The organism is Calyptranema fuscum S582 (assembly GCF_055793305.1).
The window spans coordinates 11,411-33,801 of sequence record NZ_JBSLYH010000035.1 but is presented as its reverse complement, the minus strand read 5'-3'; the positions used below and the strand labels follow the sequence as shown (position 1 = coordinate 33,801).

The window sequence follows — 22,391 nt, the reverse complement described above, 5'->3', positions numbered from 1 at the left end:
CACGAAGATCTGTAAATAGAATTGAGAGAATTGGTAGAAAACAGGTATTGCTGGAAATTCAAATTTTTCTACGCTGTAGCCAGCACTATACCGACAAGAGGGATTGCAACCCTGCACCCTTAACGCATTCGCAGAGGTGGCGTTGCCGATTTCCGAAGTAGATGCGCTACATTTTTTATTTCAAGAAATTCTTTGCTTACTATGGCACATCCATTGAAGTTGTGTCAGTACTTTTACGTACTGTAATACTTTCTCAGTTTGTCCTGATCAATGCACCAAATTTTGAAGGGGTTAGTAACCAAAATAATCCTTCCTCCGGTGAATTATGATGGATAAATCATCCTGGCTGAGGCGATCGCACGTTGCAACCTCTGTTGCTCTGGGAGGTATGGCGATCGCTTGGGGCGAAACGGCGATCGCTCAAGTGATCCCAGACCAGACTTTGGGACAAGAACAGTCACGGGTTCGGGCGATGAATCTGCGCGATCAGCGGATTGACGGTGGGGCGATTCGTGGGGTCAATCTGTTTCACAGTTTTCAAGAACTCAGTGTTGAATCAGGACGGGGGGTTTATTTTGGCAATCCGCGAGGGATCGAGAATATCTTCAGTCGGGTGACGGGTCAAAACCCTTCTGTAATCAATGGCAGGTTAGGAGTGTTGGGCAATGCTAACTTGTTCTTGCTCAATCCCAATGGGGTTTTATTTGGTCCAGGTGCACGTTTAGATCTGAATGGGTCTTTCACCGCCAGTACGGCAAACAGTGTAGTCTTTCCAGATGGTTCACGCTTCAGTGCCAGCCAGCCGGGTAGCCCTCCCCTCTTAACAGTTAATGTTACGGTACCCGTCGGTTTACAGTTTGAGACAGCAACCCCTGGAGCGATTGTCAATGAAGGACAGTTACAAACCCGTACAGGTGCAAATCTGACACTTGCCGCAGGTAGCATCCTCAGTACGGGAACGCTATCGGCACCAGAGGCAGAGTTTGCAGCGGTTACCGTATCAGGGATTCGTGCTGATGGTCAGGCACCAGTGGTACGGCTCGATCCCAATGGACAGTTTATTGGGCGAGCTTTGTCCAATCCGATTCAACCTATTGTTTCAACTGCACCCTCCTTATCGGGCTTGGTCGCTGGATGGGGCAATGAAACCGTTGCACTGTTAGATAATGCAGGGCAAGTGACATTACCCGGAACGGGTTTGCTGGTTGAGGCAGGAGATATTACCGTTCAAAACTTGAATGCCGCAAATGCTACTGTGTCTGCCAGCCATAATTTGACCCTGGCAGATAGCCACATCGAAACATCTGGCAATCTACAACTCCTGGCACAAGATACCGTGCGGCTTCGAGATAGTACGACCACCCCCTTAACAATCGCTGCTAGAGGAAACCTACTCCTGAGAGGCACACAAAACGTTGATATTTTTGCCCTGAATCACCCAGACAGCGGGTTATTTTCAGGGGACAATATGCTGTTGCGCTCTACCAATACGGTCGGTGGAGATGCCCATTTTTCCAGTGGTGGCAGCTTTCGGATTGAACACTTAGATGGTCAACCCGGTGATCTATTTAGCCCCTATGACCCAATCATTCGAGCCAGCGGAGATGTCAGTTTTGATAGTTACAATGGTGCTTCATTACACATTTTAGCGGGAGGCAGTGTTACCGCCAATCGCATTACGATTACAGGGGCAGACACCACAGCAGGTTTGAGCGAGGAGGTGAGGTTATCTAATGGGAATCCCATTTTCATCAACGGTCGCACTAGACCCACCCTAGATATCCGTGCCGGAACCACTACCTTTGCCCCCCCTGGAACAACTGGAGATATAGGTGGATTTTCGCCCAGTGCACCAGTTACGGATGGAACAGGCACCAGTGCCGATATCACCATTAATACTATCAATAATGTAGGGGGAACTGTATTTTTAACCAACCAATACTATCCTAACTTAACATTGCCAGGAGGTAATATTGAAATTGATTCAGTAGGTACAAATTTCTCAGGTATATCCTCTGTTGATAGTGGAAACTCAGTGATTTTGGACGCACGTAACGATATCAGAATTTCTGACAGGAATCTCGATAACCAAAGCTATGTGGATGCTTCTAACTATGGAACCTCTAATGTTCGCGCTGGAAATATTATTTTGCTTGCTGGCAATACAGTATTCCTACAATTTGTTGACAACACAGTATCCACAATAGGAGACATTATTAGTCAAACATCACAGCGAGGGAATGGCGGTAACATAACTATTCGTGCGGGAGGTCAAGTCTTAGCAGAGAATGCATCTATAAACACTTATACCGTAGGTTCTGGGGAAGGAGGTAATATAACGATTGACTCAGGAGATTCTATCAACTTTATGAGTTCTGCTATCAATAGTCGTACAAACGGTTCAGGGAGTTCAGGAAATATCAGTATACAATCTGGAAATTCAATCTTTTTTAACAGTACAAGCTTAACGGCAAGTACTTCTGGAATTGGAAATGCAGGGAATATCATACTGGAAGCAGATGAGGAGATATCATTTAATAACAATTCTTATATGATTGCTAACACAAATAATATTGGGAATGCCGGAAATATCTCTCTAACCTCAGAAAATGGTTCTATATCATTTTACAATTCCCGAATAGGAAGTATCTCTGAAGCTTCAGGAAATCAAAGCAATATAACAATTCAAACTATAAATGGAAGCATTTTTTTTGATAGAAATTCTTATATTTTTGCTAGCACAACGGGAAGAAATAGTAATTCTGGAAATGTTGAACTCTTTACAGGAGATTCAGTCGATTTTGATCATGGATCATATATACAAACTGGTACTAGGGGAACTAGTAATGGCGGAGATATTAGAATTCGAGCTAACGGTTCAATCTCGTTTGACAATAGAGCCTTTCTGAATGCAAATACTTCTAATCAAGGGAATGGAGGCACTATTGAACTGTTATCGAATGGGAACATATCCTTTGCCCAAGGTACTTCTATAAGTTCTAATACACTTAACACTTCAATTATCGATGCTGGAGATGCTGGAGAGATTTTTGTTACGTCTAATTATGGTTCTATATCTTTTGATAATGATGCCCGAATACAGGCCATTTCTGAAGGCTCAGGAGATGCAGGTGATGTAGAAATTCGAGCTATAGATGGAAGCATATCCTTTGATAGGGATTCTTATGTCTTTGCTTTTACCAGAGGAAGTGGTAATGCTGGAAATGCAAGACTTTTCGCAGAAACTTCAATCAGCCTTGATAACAGATCTCATATACGGACGGATACTGGGGGAACTGGGGATGGAGGAAATATCCGTATCCAAGCTAATGATTCAATCTCTTTTGACAATGGTGCCTTTGCAACGGTTGATACAAGTAGTTCTGGTAATGGCGGCAATATTGACATTCAGGCTTTGAACAGGATTACTATCAGTGGAAACAGCACTACACTGTCTAGTCGAAGTCTGAATACAAGCAACATCCCTGGTTCTGCCGGTAGGGGAGGCGAAATTGGACTGAGTGCAGGTACTGTCTCAATAGCAAACAATGCTCGAATCAATACCAATACCTTAGGATTTGGTCATGGAGGAAATATCTCAATCGAGGAGAGTGAGTCTGTAAATGTAAGTAGTGGTGCTCAGTTAAATAGCAGTACTTCTGGCTCTGGGGATGGGGGTGATATTCTATTTAGAGACAATGACTTAGTCGCTTTGAGCAGCAACTCCGTACTAGATTCTACAACTTCTGGCTCTGGGGATGGTGGTGATATCTCCATTCTCAATAGTCGTTCCACAGATGTGAGTAATGGTGCTCAGTTAAATAGCAGTACTTCTGGCTCTGGGGATGGGGGTGATATTCTATTTCAAGACAATGATGCAGTTACTCTAAACAGGAATTCCACATTAAATTCAAGCACTATTGGTTTAGGAGATGGGGGTGATATCTCCATTCTCAATAGCCGTTCCATCAGTGTGAGTGATGGTGTTCGATTAAATAGCAGTACCTCTGGCTTTGGAGATGGAGGTGATATTCTATTTCACTCTGAGAATAATGGTTCAGTTACTTTAAGCAACAATTCTGTATTAGATTCTAGAACTTCTGGCTCTGGTAATGGGGGTGATATCTCCATCCTCAATAGTCTTTCCAGCAGTGTGAGTGATGGTGTTCGATTAAATAGCAGTACCTCTGGCTCTGGGGATGGAGGTGATATTCTATTTAGAGATAATGACTCAGTCGCTTTGAGTAGCAACTCCATATTAGATTCTAGAACTTCTGGCTCTGGGGATGGTGGTGATATCTCCATTCTCAATAGTCTTTCCACCAATGTGAGTAATGGTGCTCAGTTAAATAGCAGTACCTCCAATTCTGGTGCTGGGGGAAATATCGACATTCAAGCTTTAGACAGGATTACTATCATCGGTCATAATACTGAACTAAATTCAAGTACTATTGGCTTAGGAAATGGCGGTAATATTTCAATTCTCAATAGCCATTTCACCAGTGTGAGTGATGGTGCTCGATTAAATAGCAGTACCTCCGGTTCTGGTTATGGGGGCGATATTTTATTTCGCTCTGGAGATAATGGTTCAGTTATTTTAAGCAATTATTCCGTATTAGATTCTAGAACTTCTGGCTCTGGTAATGGGGGTGATATCTCCATTCTCAATAGTCTTTCCACCGATGTGAGCAATGGTGCTCAGTTAAATAGCAGTACTGCTGCCTCTGGAGATGGGGGAAACATCTCAATTGGCAATAGTAATTCTATAAATATACGTAATGGTGCTCAACTAAACAGTAGTACCTCTGCCTCGGGTGATGGGGGTAATATCACCATTCAAGCTCTGGACAGGATTACTATCAGTGGAAACAACACTACTCTGTCTAGTCAAAGTCTGAATCCAAGCAACACTCCTGATTCTGCCGGTAGAGGAGGCGAAATTGAACTGAGTGCAGGTGCTGTTTCAATAGCAAACCATGCTCAACTCAGTACCAATACTTTAGGCTTTGGTCACGGAGGAAATATCTCAATTGAAGATAGTGATTCTGTAAATGTAAGCAATGGTGCTCAGTTAAATAGCAGCACCTCTGGTTTTGGTGATGGCGGCAATATTCTATTTAGAGATAATGGTTCAGTTACTCTGAGTGAAAATTCTCGATTAAACGCTAGCACTTCCGATTTAGGCAATGGTGGTAATATCCGATTTAGAGAAAATGATTCAGTTACTTTAGCTGAAGACTCTCGATTAAATGCCAGCACGTCTAGTTTTGGCAACGGAGGAAGCATTTCGATTCTCGATAACCACTCTATCGATGTGAGTGATGGTACCCGATTAAATGCCAGTACGTCTAGTTTCGGAGACGGGGGTGATATTCGGTTTACAGGTAATGATTTAGTTACTTTAGGCAGGAATTCCGTATTAAATGTTAATACTTCTAGTCTAGGTGACAGCGGTAGTATTTCGATTCTCAATAGCCGTTCTCTTAGGATGAATAATCGAGCACGATTAAATGCTGGCACTACCAATTTGGGCAATGGTGGTGATATCCAATTTGGAAATAATGATTCAGTTGCTGTGACTGGGAATTCTGTATTAAATGTTAATACTTCTAGTCTAGGTGACAGTGGTAATATTTCGATTCTCAATAGCCGTTCTCTTGATGTGAGCAATCGAGCACGATTAAATGCTAGCACTACCAATTTGGGCAATGGTGGTGATATCCAATTTGGAAATAATGATTCAGTTGCTGTGACTGGGAATTCTGTATTAAATGTTAATACTTCTAGTCTAGGTGACAGTGGTAATATTTCGATTCTCAATAGCCATTCTCTTAATGTGAGTAATCACGCTCAATTAAATGTCAACACATTTGGAGCGGGAGATGGCGGTAGTATTCAATTTGAAAATAATGATTCAGTTGTTGTAACTGAGAATTCTGTATTAAATGCCAGCACTTCTAATTTAGGAGACGGTGGCGACATTTTAATTTCTGATAGCCTTTCTACTACTGTGAACGGCGGCGCTCGACTCAATGCTAGTACTTCTAACTCAGGTCAAGGGGGTACGATTAGAATCAATTCGGACTCCGTTTCAATCACCAATCATGCTCAAATTAGAACTAGTACTTCAGGATTAGGAAATGGGGGCAGTATTTTTATACCACGTAGTAATCAAGTTGAGATTTCTGATGGAGCTAACTTAGATGCAACGACTACAGGACAGGGGACTGGAGGAGCAGTTAATATCCGTTCAAGAGATAGTGTTTCAGTAGCAGATTCTCGAATTACAGTTAGAAGCTCAGGAAATGGTAATGCAGGAAGGATAGGTTTAGAAACCGAAGTCATGAAATTAGACCACTCTCGGCTTTTAGCCTCTGCTGACGATAGTACTGGGGGCAACATCGCTTTAAACACTGAAGATTATCTATTGATGCGTCATGAGAGCCAGATCTCAGCCATTTCTGATGGGACAGATGGGAATATTCGAATTCCTAGTGGAGTGGTAGTTGCAGCCCCGATTGAAAATAGTGACATCTTGGCTGTATCTGGTGACGGTGGGGGTGGGATTCATGTGAATGCTTATGTGGGGTTTCAGATTCAGGATAATCTTCGGGATACAGATCTGAGTGATATGACAGCGACGGGAACCATCAATGTTAATTTGAATGTTGACCCGGCTCAAAATCTCAATACCTTGCCTGAAAATCTGGAAAGTCCAGATTTGGTTGATAGCTGTCAAGGAAGTACTGGTCGGGGGACTGCTCAATTTCTCGATGTGGGTTCGACAGGCATACCGCCTCGTCCGGAGGATCCACTCAATGGCACAACGCTGGAGGAAGATTGGATTTCCCTGGATTCTGATTCTACTTCGCAAGCACCGACCCACAATGAAGCGTTTGCAATGGAGAGTTCCAGGCAGTATCAGACACATGCGGGTGGTTATCGGTTGCGATCGCTCTCCTCTTGCCAAAGTTGATTCCATCCAAAACTTTAAACAAAATCATCCGGGTTTCAGTAGTTACACAGAGAAAAATTAAGGGATATGATTCACGGAAATGCCTTGACCCCGAAGGCATGACTCGCTTTAACCTTTAGTCTTGCGAGAATCTGCCCATCATGCCCCATCGCCCCCCATGCGGACATCGTGTATCTCGCTGCTTGTTGCAATTAGGTCCAGTTGTATTGACTGGCGGGATAACAGCCCGTGCAGCGATCGCAGAACCCATCGAACCATCATCGATCGAACCTCAACCTTTACCTGAATCAATTCCTACATCATTTCATACTGATATATTAGCAGAACCGATTCCAGCACCTCCTGAAACATTCACCCCAATTGAAGCCAGCCAGACATTCAATCAATCCACCACAGCGATTGAATCGTCTGAAGTAGCACCTGCGATCGAAATCCCCTCAAGCATTACCGATCCTTCACTATCTATTGGCTCACCTGAAGTCTTTGATCACCCAGACTTTAGCACCAGTGCCCCTAGCCATCAAAACATTTCTCAAGTTCCCCCACAACCATCAGGAAGCATTACAACACCTGAAAACACCTCCATTGAAGACAGCACTCTATCGGGAGTAGTCGGATGTTCTCATGATGAATCAACTCTGCCTGATAGTTCAGAGATTTGTGTAACAGAATTTAAGATTAGATTTGCAGACTCATATCAACCCGATGCAACTACTCTATCCCATACAGTTTTTGATGAGGCAGAACTTTTAGAGAGAACTCCTCCGATCCCAGAACACCATCGATTCTTTAGTCGAGAAGAGTTAGTTCAAGTAGCCGTTGATGTCGCTGAGCACTATCATGAGGAAGGCTATGCAGCAGCAGGTGCGACGATCAACATAGATAATGCTCAAAATGGAGAAGGAATCGTCACTATCCAAGTTGTAGAGGGCGAATTAGAATGTATTCAAATCGAGCCTTATCCTTGTGAAGCTGACCCTCAGACACCCGAAAGAATGGGACATTTGCGGTTAAGAAACTACGTGCGATCGCGATTGGGTGTTGAAACAGGAGAGCCGATTAATGTCAATACATTACAGGAGCATTTACTGCTACTGCAACTTGATCCGTTGATTGAAAGTCTTTCAGTAGAGCTATCCGATGGTTCAGCACCCGGTAAAAGCCGACTGCTAGTTCGAGTCAATGAAGCACCGCCCTTCAGCATCAACACAACAGTTGATAATTCGCGATCGCCCGGAATTGGGAGTTTACAACAGCAAATCGAATTGACCCATGCTAATGTGCTGGGTTTAGGAGACGGACTCAGCATTGGCTATGCTCGCACTGATGGTAGCGATCGCCTCAATGTTCAATATGTTCTACCACTCAATCCTCAAAACGGCACCCTGAGCCTGAGCTACGATACAAGCTCTAGTCAGGTGATTGAACCGCCCTTCGATCGATTAGATATTGATTCTACTTCCAACAGTTACGAAATTGCGTTGCGTCAACCCATTATTCGACGAGTCTTTCCTATCAATCTCAATGCATCAACAGACGTTGAGGAATCGGAGGATGAATCAGATGAAAGCCTTGAAAGCTCATCCGACGACGCCACTCAGCAACGCCCATCAACACGCACATTTGAAGAATTCGCGTTAGGTATATCACTGTCAGTCCAAAATAGCGCTACGACTGTCCTTGATATGCCAATTCCACTCTCCCTCGGTGTTGAAGAGGATGGACGTTCTCATGTTACAGCATTGCGGTTTTCTCAAGAATGGCTGCGGCAGAACGCAAGAGATGTAATTGCAGTGCGATCGCAATTGAGTTTAGGCTTAGATGCGTTTGGTTCTACGGTGAATGAACCCGTGGCAGAAATCGGTTCCATTCCCGATAGCCGCTTCTTTAGCTGGCAAGGACAGGCTCAGTGGGTTCACCGTCTGGATGATCGGCTCGATGGCGCTCGTTTGTCATTACAGATGAATGCCCAGCTCGCCGATCAATCGCTCCTCTCTTCTGAACAATTTGCGATCGGCGGAGCCAGTAGTGTGCGGGGCTATCGGCAGGATGCCCTCCAGGGCGATAACGGCTTTTTTGCTTCCGCAGAGGTGCAATTACCCGTTTTACGAATACCCGCTTTAGATAGCGTGTTACACCTGATTCCATTCGTAGACTATGGCGTAGTCTGGAACGATTCTATACGAACCAACCCCAACCCAAATGCTTTGGCATCGGTTGGCATCGGGGTGCAATGGCAAAATAGCCCTCCAAAACTTACAGATCCAACGATTACAGCCCGTCTAGATTGGGGCATCCCTTTAATTTCCATCAATGGGAGAGATAGAACATGGCAAGAAAATGGATTGCATTTTTCGGCATCTTTAGGTCTAAGTTTTTGAGCAACACCCCGTTGCAGATGTTCCGTATCTTCCACTCCAAAAGATACTGGTGTGCGATCGCCCTCAGCCTAGTAACCACTTGCCTTGTAGTGGGTACCTCTCCCGTTTTGTCTCAAGCATCTGAGGAAAATCCAAGCTGCCCGGCTCAACTCGATGAAACCATTTATCAGGGCAGAGATCTTGGAGCAGTATATACTTGCCTGGAGCGAGCAGCAGAGAGGTTTGAACAGGCAGCACAAGAATTTGAACGAACAGGTCAAGAATCTGAACGGGCAGGTCAAGAGCGACAGCGAGCCATTACTCTAGTCAATTTGGGACGCTTGCAGATGGAAATGGGGCAACAATTACGAGCCTGCGAGACATTGGCAGACGCTTTAGGATTATCTGCTGAAGAATTGCACTTACCCGCCGAAGAATTAGAACCATCTGATGAACCCTCCATTTGTAAAGATATAGACTTACCAGAATCGCAACAAGAACCACAGCAAGAATTGTGGCAAGTGCATGGTGCTCTAGCTCAACGAGATACCGTACAGGCTAATAGTCTACGCATTCTCGGTGATGTTTTGCGAACTGTTGGACAGTTAGATAACTCAGAAAAAGTTCTTCAGAGAAGCTTAAAAGTTCTTGGTAGTCCTTCCCCTGAAGTAGACAGGGCAAAGGCTGCTACATTTCTGAGTTTAGGCAATACATTCAGAGCGAAAGGAAATTTGGAGCGCGATCGACAGAATACTGAACATAATTACAATACCAATAATAATCAACTAATTAACTGCTCCCCATCACAAAATTTTACGGATCAAATTACGGATCAAAAAGTAACAGAGCTGTATCAAGCTGCTGTAATCTCTTATCAATATACAATCTGCATCGCTCAATCAACATTCCCAATATTAAAAGTTCAAGCAAACCTTAATTTATTAAATGTCTACATAGACGATTTAGAATGGCTAGAGGAGCTTTTAAACTTTGCAGTCAAGTTGCCAAGTAAATTAAACCTACCGATTTATGAACGAGAAGGAGATCGACTAAAAACTAAAATTAAATACCTTAGTAATGAAGTTAAAGCTCGAAAAAGAGTTATTGACTCGCAAATTAATGCATTGGGGTTTCTGTTTAACCAAATAGATGAATTGTCTGAGAGCCAAACAAAGATATGGTTCCGGATAAACTTAGCAAACAATTTATTGCGTTATCAAAAATTTACTTCTCTTCCACTATTATCTGAACCTGAAATTGAACAATTGCTTGCGATGGAAAAAGAAGGCACTGGAGGCATGTGTGGTCAATCCTCCGAAATAAGCTTTGATAATGATTCAAGCGGGCAGACATCTTTATTTTCTTGGAAAGGTATTACCCAACAATTAGTCATAGCAAGACAAGAAGCTGAATGTCTCGACTCTTCTCAAATGGCATCTCAGCATACACAAAGCTTTCACGATCCAATAAATGATTTGAATCTTGATGATAATAGTGGCAGTCGCAGATTAGAATCATATGCTGATGGCTATCTTGGGAAACTATACGAACTTCTCGCCGAGCATTCTCAACAATTAGGATTACAACCAGTTATCTCATTGCTACTTCAAAATGCTCAACAACAAACTCAGAAAGCCTTATACCTAATGCAGCCTCAGGAAGCCCCTGACATTGCCTACCAATGGCAATGGCAATTAGGACAATTGTTACTGATGCAGGCGAATTCTTTCCCAAATGAGCAGAGAGAGAATAAAAAGAGAGAGGCGATCGCCGCTTATACCCAAGCTGTTACAACTCTAGAATCTGTTCGTAGTGATTTACGCTTTATTAACTCAGATACACAGTTTTCATTTCGAGATAGTGTAGAACCTATTTACCGCCAATTAGTTGACTTGCTTTTAAATTCTTCTGAACCTAATGATCAGATTGCTCTCAAGCAGGTAATCGATTTAATTGATGGTCTGCAACTAGCTAAATTAGAGAATTTTTTACGCTGTGATCTTCAAACAATCCAGATTACGGAGAATCAAACTGATCCTAATGCAGCCATTATTTATACAATTCTTCTCAAGGATCGGTTAGCCACTATTCTCTCTATACCTAAAGCTAGTGAATCGAATGAGACTCAACAGGAACTTCACTATATCCCCCCCATAACTGTTGCCGAAAACTTTAACTTACAGGTTTTTAAAGTAGTTGATGAATTTCGTAGTCAACTAGCGAGAGGAGAGAGCGGACAAGTAGGAGAACAGCTAGAAGGAGAACAGCTAGAAGGATATGATACACTACAGCAAGAATCTTCAAGACAATTATATACCTGGCTAATTCACCCTTTAGAGGAGATTTTAGCAAACAATGAAACTATCAAAACTTTAGTATTTGTTTTGGACGATGCTTTACAAAATATACCAATGGCAGCTTTATATGATGGCAAACACTATTTAGTAGAAAGATATGCCATTTCCATTGCACCAAGTTCAAAACTCTTAGAGTTAAAGTCTCTTCCAAGACAATTAAAAATTTTAGTTGCTGGTTCAACTAAACCATTAAATAATCCAAACGGTGAAGATTTTCCTGCACTTGAGTATGTGTCCAATCAAGTGATAGCAATTCAGAATGCCTTGGGAAACTCGGCATCTATTGATGATTCTCTATTTGATAAATCAGATGTTACTCCAGGCAATGAACAATTCACAACCAAAAATCTTGAAGAAAAGCTCAAAAATCATTCGTTTGATATTGTTCATTTAGCGACTCATGGGAAATTTGGCTCCGATCCTAAAAAGACTTATATTGCGTTTACTGATAAGGTTCTGTACGCACAGGATTTGGATAACTTGATGCAAATCAATGAAACCCATGATGATGGAGTTAAGTTATTAGTTCTAGGTGCTTGTCAAACCGCTCAAGGAGATAGGCGAGTTCTACTTGGTCTAGCAGGTTTGACAGTTAAGGCAGGGTCAAGAAGTACTTTAGCAACTCTATGGTCTGTCTCTGAGGTTTCTTCAGCTAAGTTAATAGAACAGTTCTATCGAGAACTAGTGAATACGGCTGATCACATTAGCCGAGCAGAAGCACTTCAAAGAGCACAAAAATGGTTGCTGCGTGAACAAACTGAAGATGAAGGCTGGCAGCATCCCTATCATTGGGCTGGATATACCTTAGTTGGAAATTGGCTCTAACTAAGACAAATTTCATAGAATATTTTCTAAGGCAAAATTGAGCAGCGACTCGATCATTATCTTGATTCATTTCGCTGCTCTACTAAAAAACTCTGGCAATCTATGAGATCCAATCAACACTACCAACAATAGAAGCAAGCTCTCTCCCATCGAGATTAATATTTCCTGCTTGCAATAAACTTATCCAACGAGTGTTAATACTGTAATTGCTAGAGTTAGCTTGGCGACTTGTAGCTAAATTATCAACTTCATCATACCAACAATCACTGCTTGAACCACTATCTACTATACCAATCCAACCATGAACAGTTCGTGGAGTTTCATCGGATTCATCACAATAAAGCTCGAAGTACCAATGATATTCCTTACCTACTTCCAAAGCTATTGGAATTGACAAGCTAACAAATCCTGGCTCTCCAGGCAGTTCAAAATGTCTTACGAACTCTCCATTATTTGTAGGACGTAAGCGAAACGAGCCGTAAGCAATTTGCCCAGAGGTGTATGGAATGTAAAACCAAAGTACTGGGTTTGCAGAGACAGTTCTGCCAAAATTAATATCAGAGGGCATCAAAGCAGTAAGCGAAACATCAACGTCTGGACACTCTCCTTGATTATCTGCTGCTGTACCCTCACCACCATGATCACTTCCCCACTGACTACTTTCGGATCGGTTGGTTACTTTTAAAGACGAGCTAAATGCTGAGCTAATCCTTTCAGTCTGACTCAGCACCCGGCTAGAAAACATCCAGCCCAAAAGACTAGCAGTTGCACTTTTGCCAATTATCGAAATTAGTGTTCTCCGTTTAAGAAAACTTAGAGAAGTTGACTGTATTTTTCTCATTATGATTACTTCAAAATTCAGTATTCATAAAATCTATTCTTACTTCTTAGAGAGTTTTCCGGAAACAAGATTGGGAGTATAGACAGTATTTCAATGCTTGAAATTATCTCTGATTTTTTGTCGCTTGCACTGAACCATCGTGTAAATTATTACGCAACCTCCTGATGTGGATAGAGCAAAAAATGGAGGAACAAGCGGTACCCACCAATTGGAGATTAATAAAAATAAACAGGATCCATATAATGTACTAAGAGCCAAAATAAACGTTAGTATGAAAATCTGAGGTAATCGCCACAATAAACCAATAAATCCGCCAACTATAGCCCATAAACTAATCCAAAGATTTTCTTCCCATTGAGTCCACCATTGCAATAATGGTTTCTGATCTAAAACTGCACTGATAATTTGACTAATCATTTGTGCCTGAAGTATTACTGCCGAGACTTTCTCATCATTGCTTTGTCCTCGACTGTATGGTGTAGTGAATAAATTACTTTTTCCATCTACCACCCCAATAAGGATAATTCGATCTTCTACAAGTTGTTGTATATTGTAGTCTTCTGACCCGCTTAAAATATCTCGAAGATGAATCTGTTCGAAGTTAGTTGAGATATAGTTAATCAAAACCTGATAGCCATCAAGAGATGGTAATTGATATCCACCAGCATTTCGCTCTAGTCTTCTAAAGACTGTACCACCAATTTCTAAATTTCCTGCTGCATTAAAATGTGGTTCTTCTCTCAAATACTTCAAAGCAACTTGAAGGCTTAAAGAAATTTCGGATTTGCAAAATTTATCCTCTGCGGACATGCCTAATATCTGACGTCGAATTACATCGTCAGGATCGGTAGGAACGTTTGTAAATCCTAATTGCTGTAGAGGAAAATCTTCACGGGGCGGATGAATACTAGGCAATTGATTGCGGATACTGCCAATTCGACACATTGCAATGAAGCGATCTGCAAGTTTATTCTCTTGTAAATAAGGGTCTGCTGCCCCAAGTCCGGTTTCGCGAGTAATATTTAAACCAATGACACGAGGTGGATAAGGCTGAATTTTTTGCAAAAACTCTAGTAATGCTTGATTGGATAAAGAGCCTTGTCGTTCCATTCCATTTTCATTCTGAAATTGGATATCTTCTTCATCAATTGCAATTATTAAAATTCGCCGATCTATCTGATCGATATTGGGACGCAACTGCATTAACTGATCAAATGCTTGTAACTCCCAGCGCTGCAATCCTCCCACTGAACGGATACCAATTAATGAAGCTGTAGTAGCTAAACTTGCAATAATTAGAATTTTGATACTGCGCCAACTTAGTAAAGGTGGATAAATAATACGAGAGCCTGCGAAGATTTGCCCTCCTTCGTTATCTTGCCATCGTAAATACAACGTCGGACGATACCACTGATTCCCTTCAACAGCCATTGCCTCTCGTCCCTGGCTCACTGCCACTGCCAAAGAATTCTTCACTCCCAGAGAGCGATAAAACTGTTCGGCAAATTTTGCCGCCGCATCGACGCTCACCGAATACTGCATTGCAACTACTGCTGGCACCCGATGGCTAATTAAATTTTGGGCTACCCCATTAAACACCGAGTCTCCCGCCACTGCCATGCCAGACTGACAGGCACTCAAAACCACCAGAGCAATACGGTTTCCCTGATTTGTACCATCACTTAAACCCGTCCGTTGCAAAAGCGTGCCCAAAGTTCTGGCACTAACATAATCTGGATTACCTGCTTCATCTTCAAAAACCAGATAACCCTGTGCCTCTGGTAATTCAGCCTGACAAGCTTTACAACGCTCAGCTTTGATGCCTCTATGCATGGTGTGGCAATGAGGACAATACTTGCCAAACAATCCATGTCCATCAAAATGCAACACATGAGGTGTTTGATCGGCTGGCGGTGCCGTTAAGTGCGATCGCAATGCCTCTAAGGTTGGACGAGATAATTCGGTTAAGTGAATCGCTTGTGCAGCATTTTGTAAGCCTTTGCGAATCGCTTGCTGTTCGTCTTGAGGCAGTTTGAAATCAGGATGGTCAGGTGATGGAGACACCAGCAACACATTCAACCGATCAACCGATAGCAACTTAGGTGGAGCACCGCCATAGGCAATGTAACGGGAGAACTGAACCTGATGATGAGCTAAAAAACCCTTGCCATCATGCAACAACTCCCAAGGATAATCTGCCAGACGCGATCGCTGCACAGAATCTGCTGTAAAACGAAGCTGAAACAGCAAAGGTGCATTTTTGGCTTCTGCTAACCGGATAGATTCCTGTAACCGCCGCTCTACTTCTCCTCCGGATAAGCAAAGCGATCGATAAAGAGCCTGACCAATCGTGCTCAGAAAATTAGGATGAAAGTGCTGTTGATTACTTGTCAGAATCCCAGCCTGAACCATCCAGGCTTGCTCTCCCTCACCCTGAAAATCTTCGGGTTTGAAAGCTGAGGTCTCCAGGATTTTAATAATGGTTGTACGCCAATCTATGCCATTACAAAAAAAAGGTAACACGCACTCTGTTTCACCTTCACCCGCAGATGATTTGGCGATCGCCTTAAATTGACTCGCCCCAAGCGGTGAAAGATATAAGTCAAACATATCCATCGTTTCGCTTCTTTCGCTCCGACTAGAACTGATCTTCTAACGACGTGCCATCATCAGGCATTTTCGTGAGAGCTTCAAGACTTTGCTCGACAAACCTCTGCATTTGCTCTGGATGCTGCTTTCGGTACAATCCCAGCAGTGCTTCTTTGCTCAACAAAGGCGAGAGATTCACTTTAATCCGTTGAACATCATTACGGTTACCACCACCGCCAATATCTAAGACATAAATCTTTAGCCCTCCTTGCATTTCCTTTTCTATTGTGACCTGCAATTCCAACTCAATCGAATCCACACTTAACAAAGGAATGTTTGTCCGGTCGTCAGTTATCGGGGTTAGCAGTTCTTGTTTAACCTGCTCAATCAATTCCGATAACCCAATCCGATGATCCATAGTCATGTCAAAATTCCTTGATATTTACCGATGTAAAACTCTTACACGTTGATGATGCCGCTTAGAAAGTACAAAAATCCCGCGGTAGATTCTCCTTCACAAATCCACCGCGATGCTTGTAGATTCAACTCAATCCATCAATCAGATTTCGACCTGTTGTAGATCCCTGACAGGTAGTACACCCATTAAATTTCTCTAGACACCAGAGAATCAATAACTCCTTGATATTCTCAATCCCCTCAGTTTGTCAAGATATTGATAAGGTGTATTTTAAAACGGGCTAAAATGGTGCCACAGTTGCGGATACTTGCTGCCAAATGAATACATCATAATCCTATCGGATCTGAGGGAGAGGATTGAGCATATGAACACACGTTTGGCAGAGTTAGAGCGGCACAATCAAGAACTGGAAGCGTAGAACCAACAATTGAAAGAGTTGCTGCATGAAAAAGAGACACCAAAGGTGCAGAAGCCCCGCAGCTAAAGGAGAACTGTAGCATTGAAACGTTAGATCAACTACTAAAATAGGGTTGTGATTGGCATTGGGAATCGTTGATGGTTCATCCAAAATTTTTAGAATTTGATTCGATCAATAGAACTATTTCAGCCTCAAGCCCAACCAGCGAAATGATCACGAGAAAGTAGGCGATCGCCCCTCATACATTTCCTTTCCCCAAATACACACTCTTCAAGCCCATCGTCCCCTTTTTCGTGACCCCCCAGTAACGCAAATAACGGTAAGGTCCATACGTTTTACCCGTTTTAGCATCAGGGATCATCTTCAGTTCAATATGTCCTCGTCCCCCACGCTTACCAAATGGTGAACCATCCTCACGGGTTTCCTGACTCTGCTCTTCTGGGTGTTCCCGTCGAGACTCCAGTAAACCTTGAATCATTTCAAGCAACTCCTCCAACTCATCATCCTTCCAAACCTGGAGCTGTTGAATCAACTGCGCTGCTTTGTCCCGCTTTGCCATTTCTTACTACACAAAATTTGCTTAGGGAATATTTAGGTCAAGTTAGCTTATTTTTATTCCCTAATTTCAAACTCATTGTACTAATTTTCTAGTTAGGGAAAAGTTTCACACAAAGCTAAGCTAAATATTCCCTAAAACGCAGGCTCAGATTTTCGAATTAATTCAAAACAATTTTTAGGGAATACATAGAAGCAGTTTAGGCTCTATTATTCCCTAAATTCTAATGTTACATCAGAGGATCAGTACTTCGAACTATTTTTAATGTATCAAAAATAATTAGCGACTTATTTCACGAAGTTAAATAATGGGCTTTTAAATTATTCATGTTTTTGATGCGCTTTATCAGGCATTATCGAACCATCCTAAACCGGCAAAACCCTATTAAAATCGTATTTTATCGCTCAGGTGGCTAATTCTATAAAATGGTCAGATGTAAGGTCTCGTGGGCATGACACGCCCTAAAGTCCGAATTGAGCAATATGATCTTCGGCTTATCTTCAGAATGCGGAGGGAAACACTATCAGAACTAACCCTTCTCCGGATATAGTTCGTAGTAGATAATCTCTTGCAAAATACCAGATATCGTCCAGTCAGAAACAGATTGGGGACTAAGTGATATAGCTTGTAATCAAGAAATTTTGAGGGTGTGATCAGACTACGATTAGCCTCTTTTCAACTCATAATCGATGCTTTTAAGGTACAGTCAGACTCGTTCGGGCACTGATCAGATTAGTATTATTACTTAGCATAAAAGTATCAAATTAAAATTTACAACGGAGTAAATTTAAGCCTTGCTTTTATCCATGGCGATGAAGCTATGGGATAAAAGCTGTCGGGACGAGGAATTTCTGTTGGCAGTAGATCCTCTTGCGTTGCTTTTCTGATAGACGCACGATCTGTTGAAGTAGTCTTAAATCTTAGAGACATTTGCTCTCAAATTACTTGAGCGATCGCTCGAAGGTCTACACTACCTTGTTTTAGGCGATCGCCACAGACGGAAAGTACGCCATAGCAGAGGATATCTCCTCGATGGTCAATCGAATTTGTTGTTTGAATCGCCGTTTTTATTTCTCTTCGTTCAGAGGTTGAGGCATACTGGAAGCAGCAATTCGCTCGTTTAAATGCCCCCTTGAACTTCCATAACCACACCTGATAAGTATTGCCGCTGATAGACCACATCTTCAAGACGGTTGGGCAGGATGAGTCGGTGTTGCAACACTGGAAGCAAACAGCGGATGGACAAAAAGTACTTCAGTATGGGATGCAGATTGGGAAATGTCCGTTCCAGATTTAGTGTTTTTGGCAAAGAACCAGATTCCCGTAGACACAAATGGTGAGATTATCAGTACAGGAATCAATGTTGCGCCAGATTGGATGATTGAGATTTTGTCACCCGAACAGAGCCAGATGAAGGTGACACGCAATATTTTGCACAGCCTGCGCCACGGCGGACACATGGGCTGGTTGATTGATCCAGATGAGCGGGTAGTGTTAGCTTATCACTCCAATACTCTACCTGAGGATTTGACTGGTGATGCCCTGCTTCCCTGCCTACCAGGTATTGATTTGATCCTGACTGTAGAGCAAATGTTTGGCTGACTGAAAGTTGCAGGAAGCTAGCCTCATCGCAAACTTCCCCAATCATCCTGCTGGTTCAGACAAAGAATTTTCCTGGCTTTGGGGCTGCGCCAGTATTACATCTTCGTAAATCGCATCCATTGAAACCGTCAATCCCACACTAGTTAACTCAATTTCAGCCCCTTCACCATACGGGATAAATACCCAGGTTCCGTTTGCATCACGCCGAAACACCTCAACTGTCTTCGTCTCAGAACCCACCAGGACATATTCCTGCAAACTTTCCAACCGCCGATACAGGGCAAATTTGCCGCCCCGGTCATAGGCTTCTGTGCTGGGCGATAACACTTCCACAATCAGACAGGGGTAGCAAATAAATTGCTGAGCGGTGCGATCACGCTCATCACAACTGACGCTGACATCCGGATAAGTAAAAGGTCCCGTTTCCGTAATGCCAACCTTAGCATCCGAATTTCTCACCTTGCAGCGTCCCTGCAGATGCTCCCGCAGAATGCTGGCAACATTCAAGGCAATATCGGCATGGGGCAGCGTTCCCCCTGTCATGGCAAAAACTTCCCCATCAAAATACTCATACCGCAGGTCTTGCTGGGCTTCCCACTCAAAATATTCCTGCGGTGTCAGCCGACGAAGTTCAGGAGTCGCAATCATAGACAAGCCTCATCCTGGAAAAGTGTTGCCTCTGACAATTATTGTAAAGGATGAGTATGGGGCGATCGCGACTTACATCGAATGCGATCGCTCTCCTCCAGTTTTCTACATTTACGTTTTTTAATTCAGGCGATCTCGCTACCGTGGACGTGATTTCTTTCGAGGCTGGTGAAACCGAATAGTAATATCATTGTAAAGTTCACCTAACCATCGTTATACTTCATCAGAAATCTCACTCATGACTTTATACTGTGCCTGATTTTTCATCACAAATTCCAGAATAATCAGAGAATATTTTTCTGTTTCCACTAACCGAACTGAAACACTTTCAAGATCAGTAGTAAGTCTTTTCCTGCTTCTCGAATCATTATAAATTCCTCATCAGGTGGAACCGCTCGATACTCCAGTTCTACTTCAACTTTCATGGTTGATGGGTACATTCTTTAGTCCTCAATCACATGATGGATAAAGAGAAATTACTCTACTCCACTGTTTCACGCTTACGTTTTTCAATTTCGGCGATCGGTAATAGAAGCATGTATTTAATATCTTGTTTAAGTTTCGAGCTTGCATTATTACAAGTTTCCAAGCAATTCACAAGCAACAGATTAGCACTATAATAATTTTTCAAAAGTTCTTGTTGCTCTTCCGTGAACTGCCATGCGTGACCAACATTATGATGTTGAACTATTACTGCTCTTAACTGCTCAGTCCAAGCCAAACCATTTGTATTCCACCAATCTTGAAAGTAATTCCAACTTTTTTGCCACTGATCTATGTATAAAGTAGGTAATAAATCTCTCAGATATTGTAGAGAAGTGTGTAAATCAGAGTGACTAAAACGAAAAGCAAAGTCTTGAGTATACGGAGAAAGACTATTATTAACTTCATAGAGCAGATTAGCATCTAGTTTTCGAGCAAGACCATTATTATAACTAACACTGATTCCAAGAGGGGTACCATCATTGAGAGCAACATCAACTGCAAAACTTTTAGCACATTCGCCAACCAAGTCCTCGTAAAAGGAAAAATAAAGAGATCTTACTGCCGCTGGGTCATAGCTTCTTTTGACAGGATTTGACTTTTCATATAACCAGTAAAGAAATTTTTGAATTTTTGAATCCATGGAAACAGATAAATCAATTCTATTCTTCATTTCTAAAAATAAATCGTTAGCCTTTTTAGACATGCTAGTACTGAGCAGAAAGATTTCTCCCCAGGAAACATCATCAATGTGACTAAGTAACTTATCCCAAGGGTTAGAAATTTCACAAAGCAATTTTGCTACCAAATATTCTTGAAATGTTAGATGCGAAAAAGACCAAACTTTCTGAAACCGCTCAATCAACAACCCATGCTGCGACGCGATCGCCCTCAACACCCCTCGACTCTCCCGTAACCCAATCCCTAAAAACTCTGCAATATACCCCTCAATCTCTGCTTGCTCAAACAACACATATTGTTCTTGCTCAAACTTTTTCACTGCCAGGTAGCTCAATAGCTCCAACTTGCGCTCCACTGATAAATCACGATAAATTTCATCCCGTTCAATCTCTCGCGATTTGTCCCACCGCTCTAGCAACAGTTCCAACCCTTCCTCATAAAGCTTAGAGCGCTTTGAATAAAACACCTGTTTTTGTTGAAACACAGCACAGGTCAAGCTCAGTAAAATCGGTGTGATAGCTAATTCACGAATCGGCTTGTTCTCCTCCTCAAAAAGCTGATCCAGAAACGCTGTTACCTTTGCTTTACCAGATACTCGATCGGTACAAACAGTCTGAAACCAGTGTTCAGCAAACGATCGCACTTGTGATTCATTAAAATCCGCTACTTCTACATAATCAAACCGTTCAAACCGTGATTCCTGACTCTGGGTTCGGCAAGTAATAACCATCTGCACATGGGGATAAGTGCGAACAAACTGTTTGATCTGCTTGGCAATAGTCTTGCCATCTTCCCCAGTCACTTCATCCAAGCCATCCAATAGAATTAATACTCGCCCCTGATTCAGTACCAATTGAGTCTCTGCTGTAGATCGCTGCCAGCACTGTTCTATATAGCGTTCTAGAGAATAGGAAAGCGCACGACCATCGTCTACGAATTCCCGCAGTTTGATCAACACCGGAATCCGATGGGCTTGCAGATTGCCTGCATTGCACTCCGTCACCACTCGTTGCAAATAGGTCGTCTTGCCTGAACCCGGTTTACCGACAACCATTAGGTTCGTATTTCTCTCCAATACTTTCAGACCTGACACCCTTTCTCGCTCTCGACCCAGACCAATGCGATCGAGACTGCGGTAGCCAGGGTTTGTGCTAAAGTCTTGCCACAGGTCATCCAATTCTGCTCGATGGCTACTGCTCAACTCCTCCAGAATATTCACATCAACAAATAGTTCATCCAAGGGTACCCAATGATCCACCCCCCACAGTGGCATCGTGCCATGTAAGCGTTGAATGTCATCATGCAAACGCGATCGCACTTCTTGTACCAGCTCATCAACAGATTTGTTTGGTATGGATCGTTCTGTACCTGAATGCTGATTCAGAATCGCCTGGAGGGTTTGAGCATCTGGATCATAAATGACGATATTGCGATCGCCCGTTACATTGCTATGACCTGCGATGATTTGAGAGCCAGATGCATCACCGCCAATACCTATCGCACCAGGGGCATTGGCGAGAATGAGTTTCCCCGCAGTTATAGCAGCCGCGATCGCATGAATATCCGCGTCATCTCGACTGCCTGCTTTTAACCGTTCAATAATGGCTGAAAGATCATCCGTCATTAGGTCAACTCAT

12 protein-coding genes are annotated in these 22,391 nt (G+C 42.6%); 4 read left to right on the top strand and 8 right to left on the bottom strand.

Features of this window, described 5'->3' with window-relative positions:
- Window positions 1–325 precede the first annotated feature (325 nt).
- From ACR6Z4_RS21495 to ACR6Z4_RS21485, 3 genes are all read left to right on the top strand, one after another.
- Entirely contained in the window at window positions 326–6,976 is a 6,651-nt protein-coding gene (locus ACR6Z4_RS21495; RefSeq protein WP_479719374.1) for a two-partner secretion domain-containing protein, read from the top strand.
- 140 nt (window positions 6,977–7,116) lie between these two features.
- Window positions 7,117–9,357: a ShlB/FhaC/HecB family hemolysin secretion/activation protein gene (locus ACR6Z4_RS21490; RefSeq protein WP_479719373.1), complete on the top strand. Its 2,241-nt coding sequence runs from the start codon at window positions 7,117–7,119 to the stop codon at window positions 9,355–9,357.
- Window positions 9,306–12,518 (top strand): CHAT domain-containing protein, encoded by a 3,213-nt coding sequence (locus ACR6Z4_RS21485; protein WP_479719372.1) that lies wholly within the window; start codon window positions 9,306–9,308, stop codon window positions 12,516–12,518. Before ACR6Z4_RS21490 ends, ACR6Z4_RS21485 begins: the two co-directional genes overlap by 52 nt.
- 100 nt (window positions 12,519–12,618) lie before the next feature.
- On the opposite strand, the gene ACR6Z4_RS21480 is transcribed toward ACR6Z4_RS21485, so the two are convergent.
- The 5 genes from ACR6Z4_RS21480 to ACR6Z4_RS21460 all read right to left on the bottom strand — a co-directional run bounded on the left by ACR6Z4_RS21480 (window position 12,619) and on the right by ACR6Z4_RS21460 (window position 18,522).
- On the bottom strand, window positions 12,619–13,359 hold the full coding sequence (locus ACR6Z4_RS21480) for a DUF928 domain-containing protein (RefSeq protein ID WP_479719371.1): 741 nt from the start codon (window positions 13,357–13,359) through the stop codon (window positions 12,619–12,621).
- A gap of 90 nt (window positions 13,360–13,449) precedes the next feature.
- A complete protein-coding gene (locus ACR6Z4_RS21475; RefSeq protein WP_479719370.1) occupies window positions 13,450–15,975 on the bottom strand; it encodes a CHASE2 domain-containing protein in 2,526 nt (841 codons plus the stop codon).
- A gap of 22 nt (window positions 15,976–15,997) precedes the next feature.
- Window positions 15,998–16,372: a trypco2 family protein gene (locus ACR6Z4_RS21470; protein WP_479719369.1), complete on the bottom strand. Its 375-nt coding sequence runs from the start codon at window positions 16,370–16,372 to the stop codon at window positions 15,998–16,000.
- Window positions 16,373–17,022: 650 nt separating this feature from the next.
- Window positions 17,023–17,343 carry a hypothetical protein gene (locus ACR6Z4_RS21465; RefSeq protein WP_479719368.1) on the bottom strand — a complete coding sequence of 107 codons (321 nt, stop codon included), beginning with the start codon at window positions 17,341–17,343 and terminating at the stop codon, window positions 17,023–17,025.
- 933 nt (window positions 17,344–18,276) lie between these two features.
- Window positions 18,277–18,522: a hypothetical protein gene (locus ACR6Z4_RS21460; RefSeq protein ID WP_479719367.1), complete on the bottom strand. Its 246-nt coding sequence runs from the start codon at window positions 18,520–18,522 to the stop codon at window positions 18,277–18,279.
- Between the two features lie 96 nt (window positions 18,523–18,618).
- On the opposite strand from ACR6Z4_RS21460, the gene ACR6Z4_RS21455 reads away from it, so the two are divergent.
- A complete protein-coding gene (locus ACR6Z4_RS21455) occupies window positions 18,619–18,942 on the top strand; it encodes a Uma2 family endonuclease (RefSeq protein ID WP_479719366.1) in 324 nt (107 codons plus the stop codon).
- Window positions 18,943–18,984: 42 nt separating this feature from the next.
- On the opposite strand, the gene ACR6Z4_RS21450 is transcribed toward ACR6Z4_RS21455, so the two are convergent.
- The 3 genes from ACR6Z4_RS21450 to ACR6Z4_RS21440 all read right to left on the bottom strand — a co-directional run bounded on the left by ACR6Z4_RS21450 (window position 18,985) and on the right by ACR6Z4_RS21440 (window position 22,378).
- Window positions 18,985–19,590 (bottom strand): Uma2 family endonuclease, encoded by a 606-nt coding sequence (locus ACR6Z4_RS21450; protein ID WP_479719365.1) that lies wholly within the window; start codon window positions 19,588–19,590, stop codon window positions 18,985–18,987.
- 308 nt (window positions 19,591–19,898) lie between these two features.
- Window positions 19,899–20,030, bottom strand: coding sequence for a hypothetical protein (locus ACR6Z4_RS21445; RefSeq protein ID WP_479719364.1), 132 nt, complete (start codon window positions 20,028–20,030; stop codon window positions 19,899–19,901).
- A 41-nt stretch (window positions 20,031–20,071) separates the two neighbouring features.
- Window positions 20,072–22,378: an NACHT domain-containing protein gene (locus tag ACR6Z4_RS21440; protein ID WP_479719363.1), complete on the bottom strand. Its 2,307-nt coding sequence runs from the start codon at window positions 22,376–22,378 to the stop codon at window positions 20,072–20,074.
- Window positions 22,379–22,391: the final 13 nt, after the last annotated feature.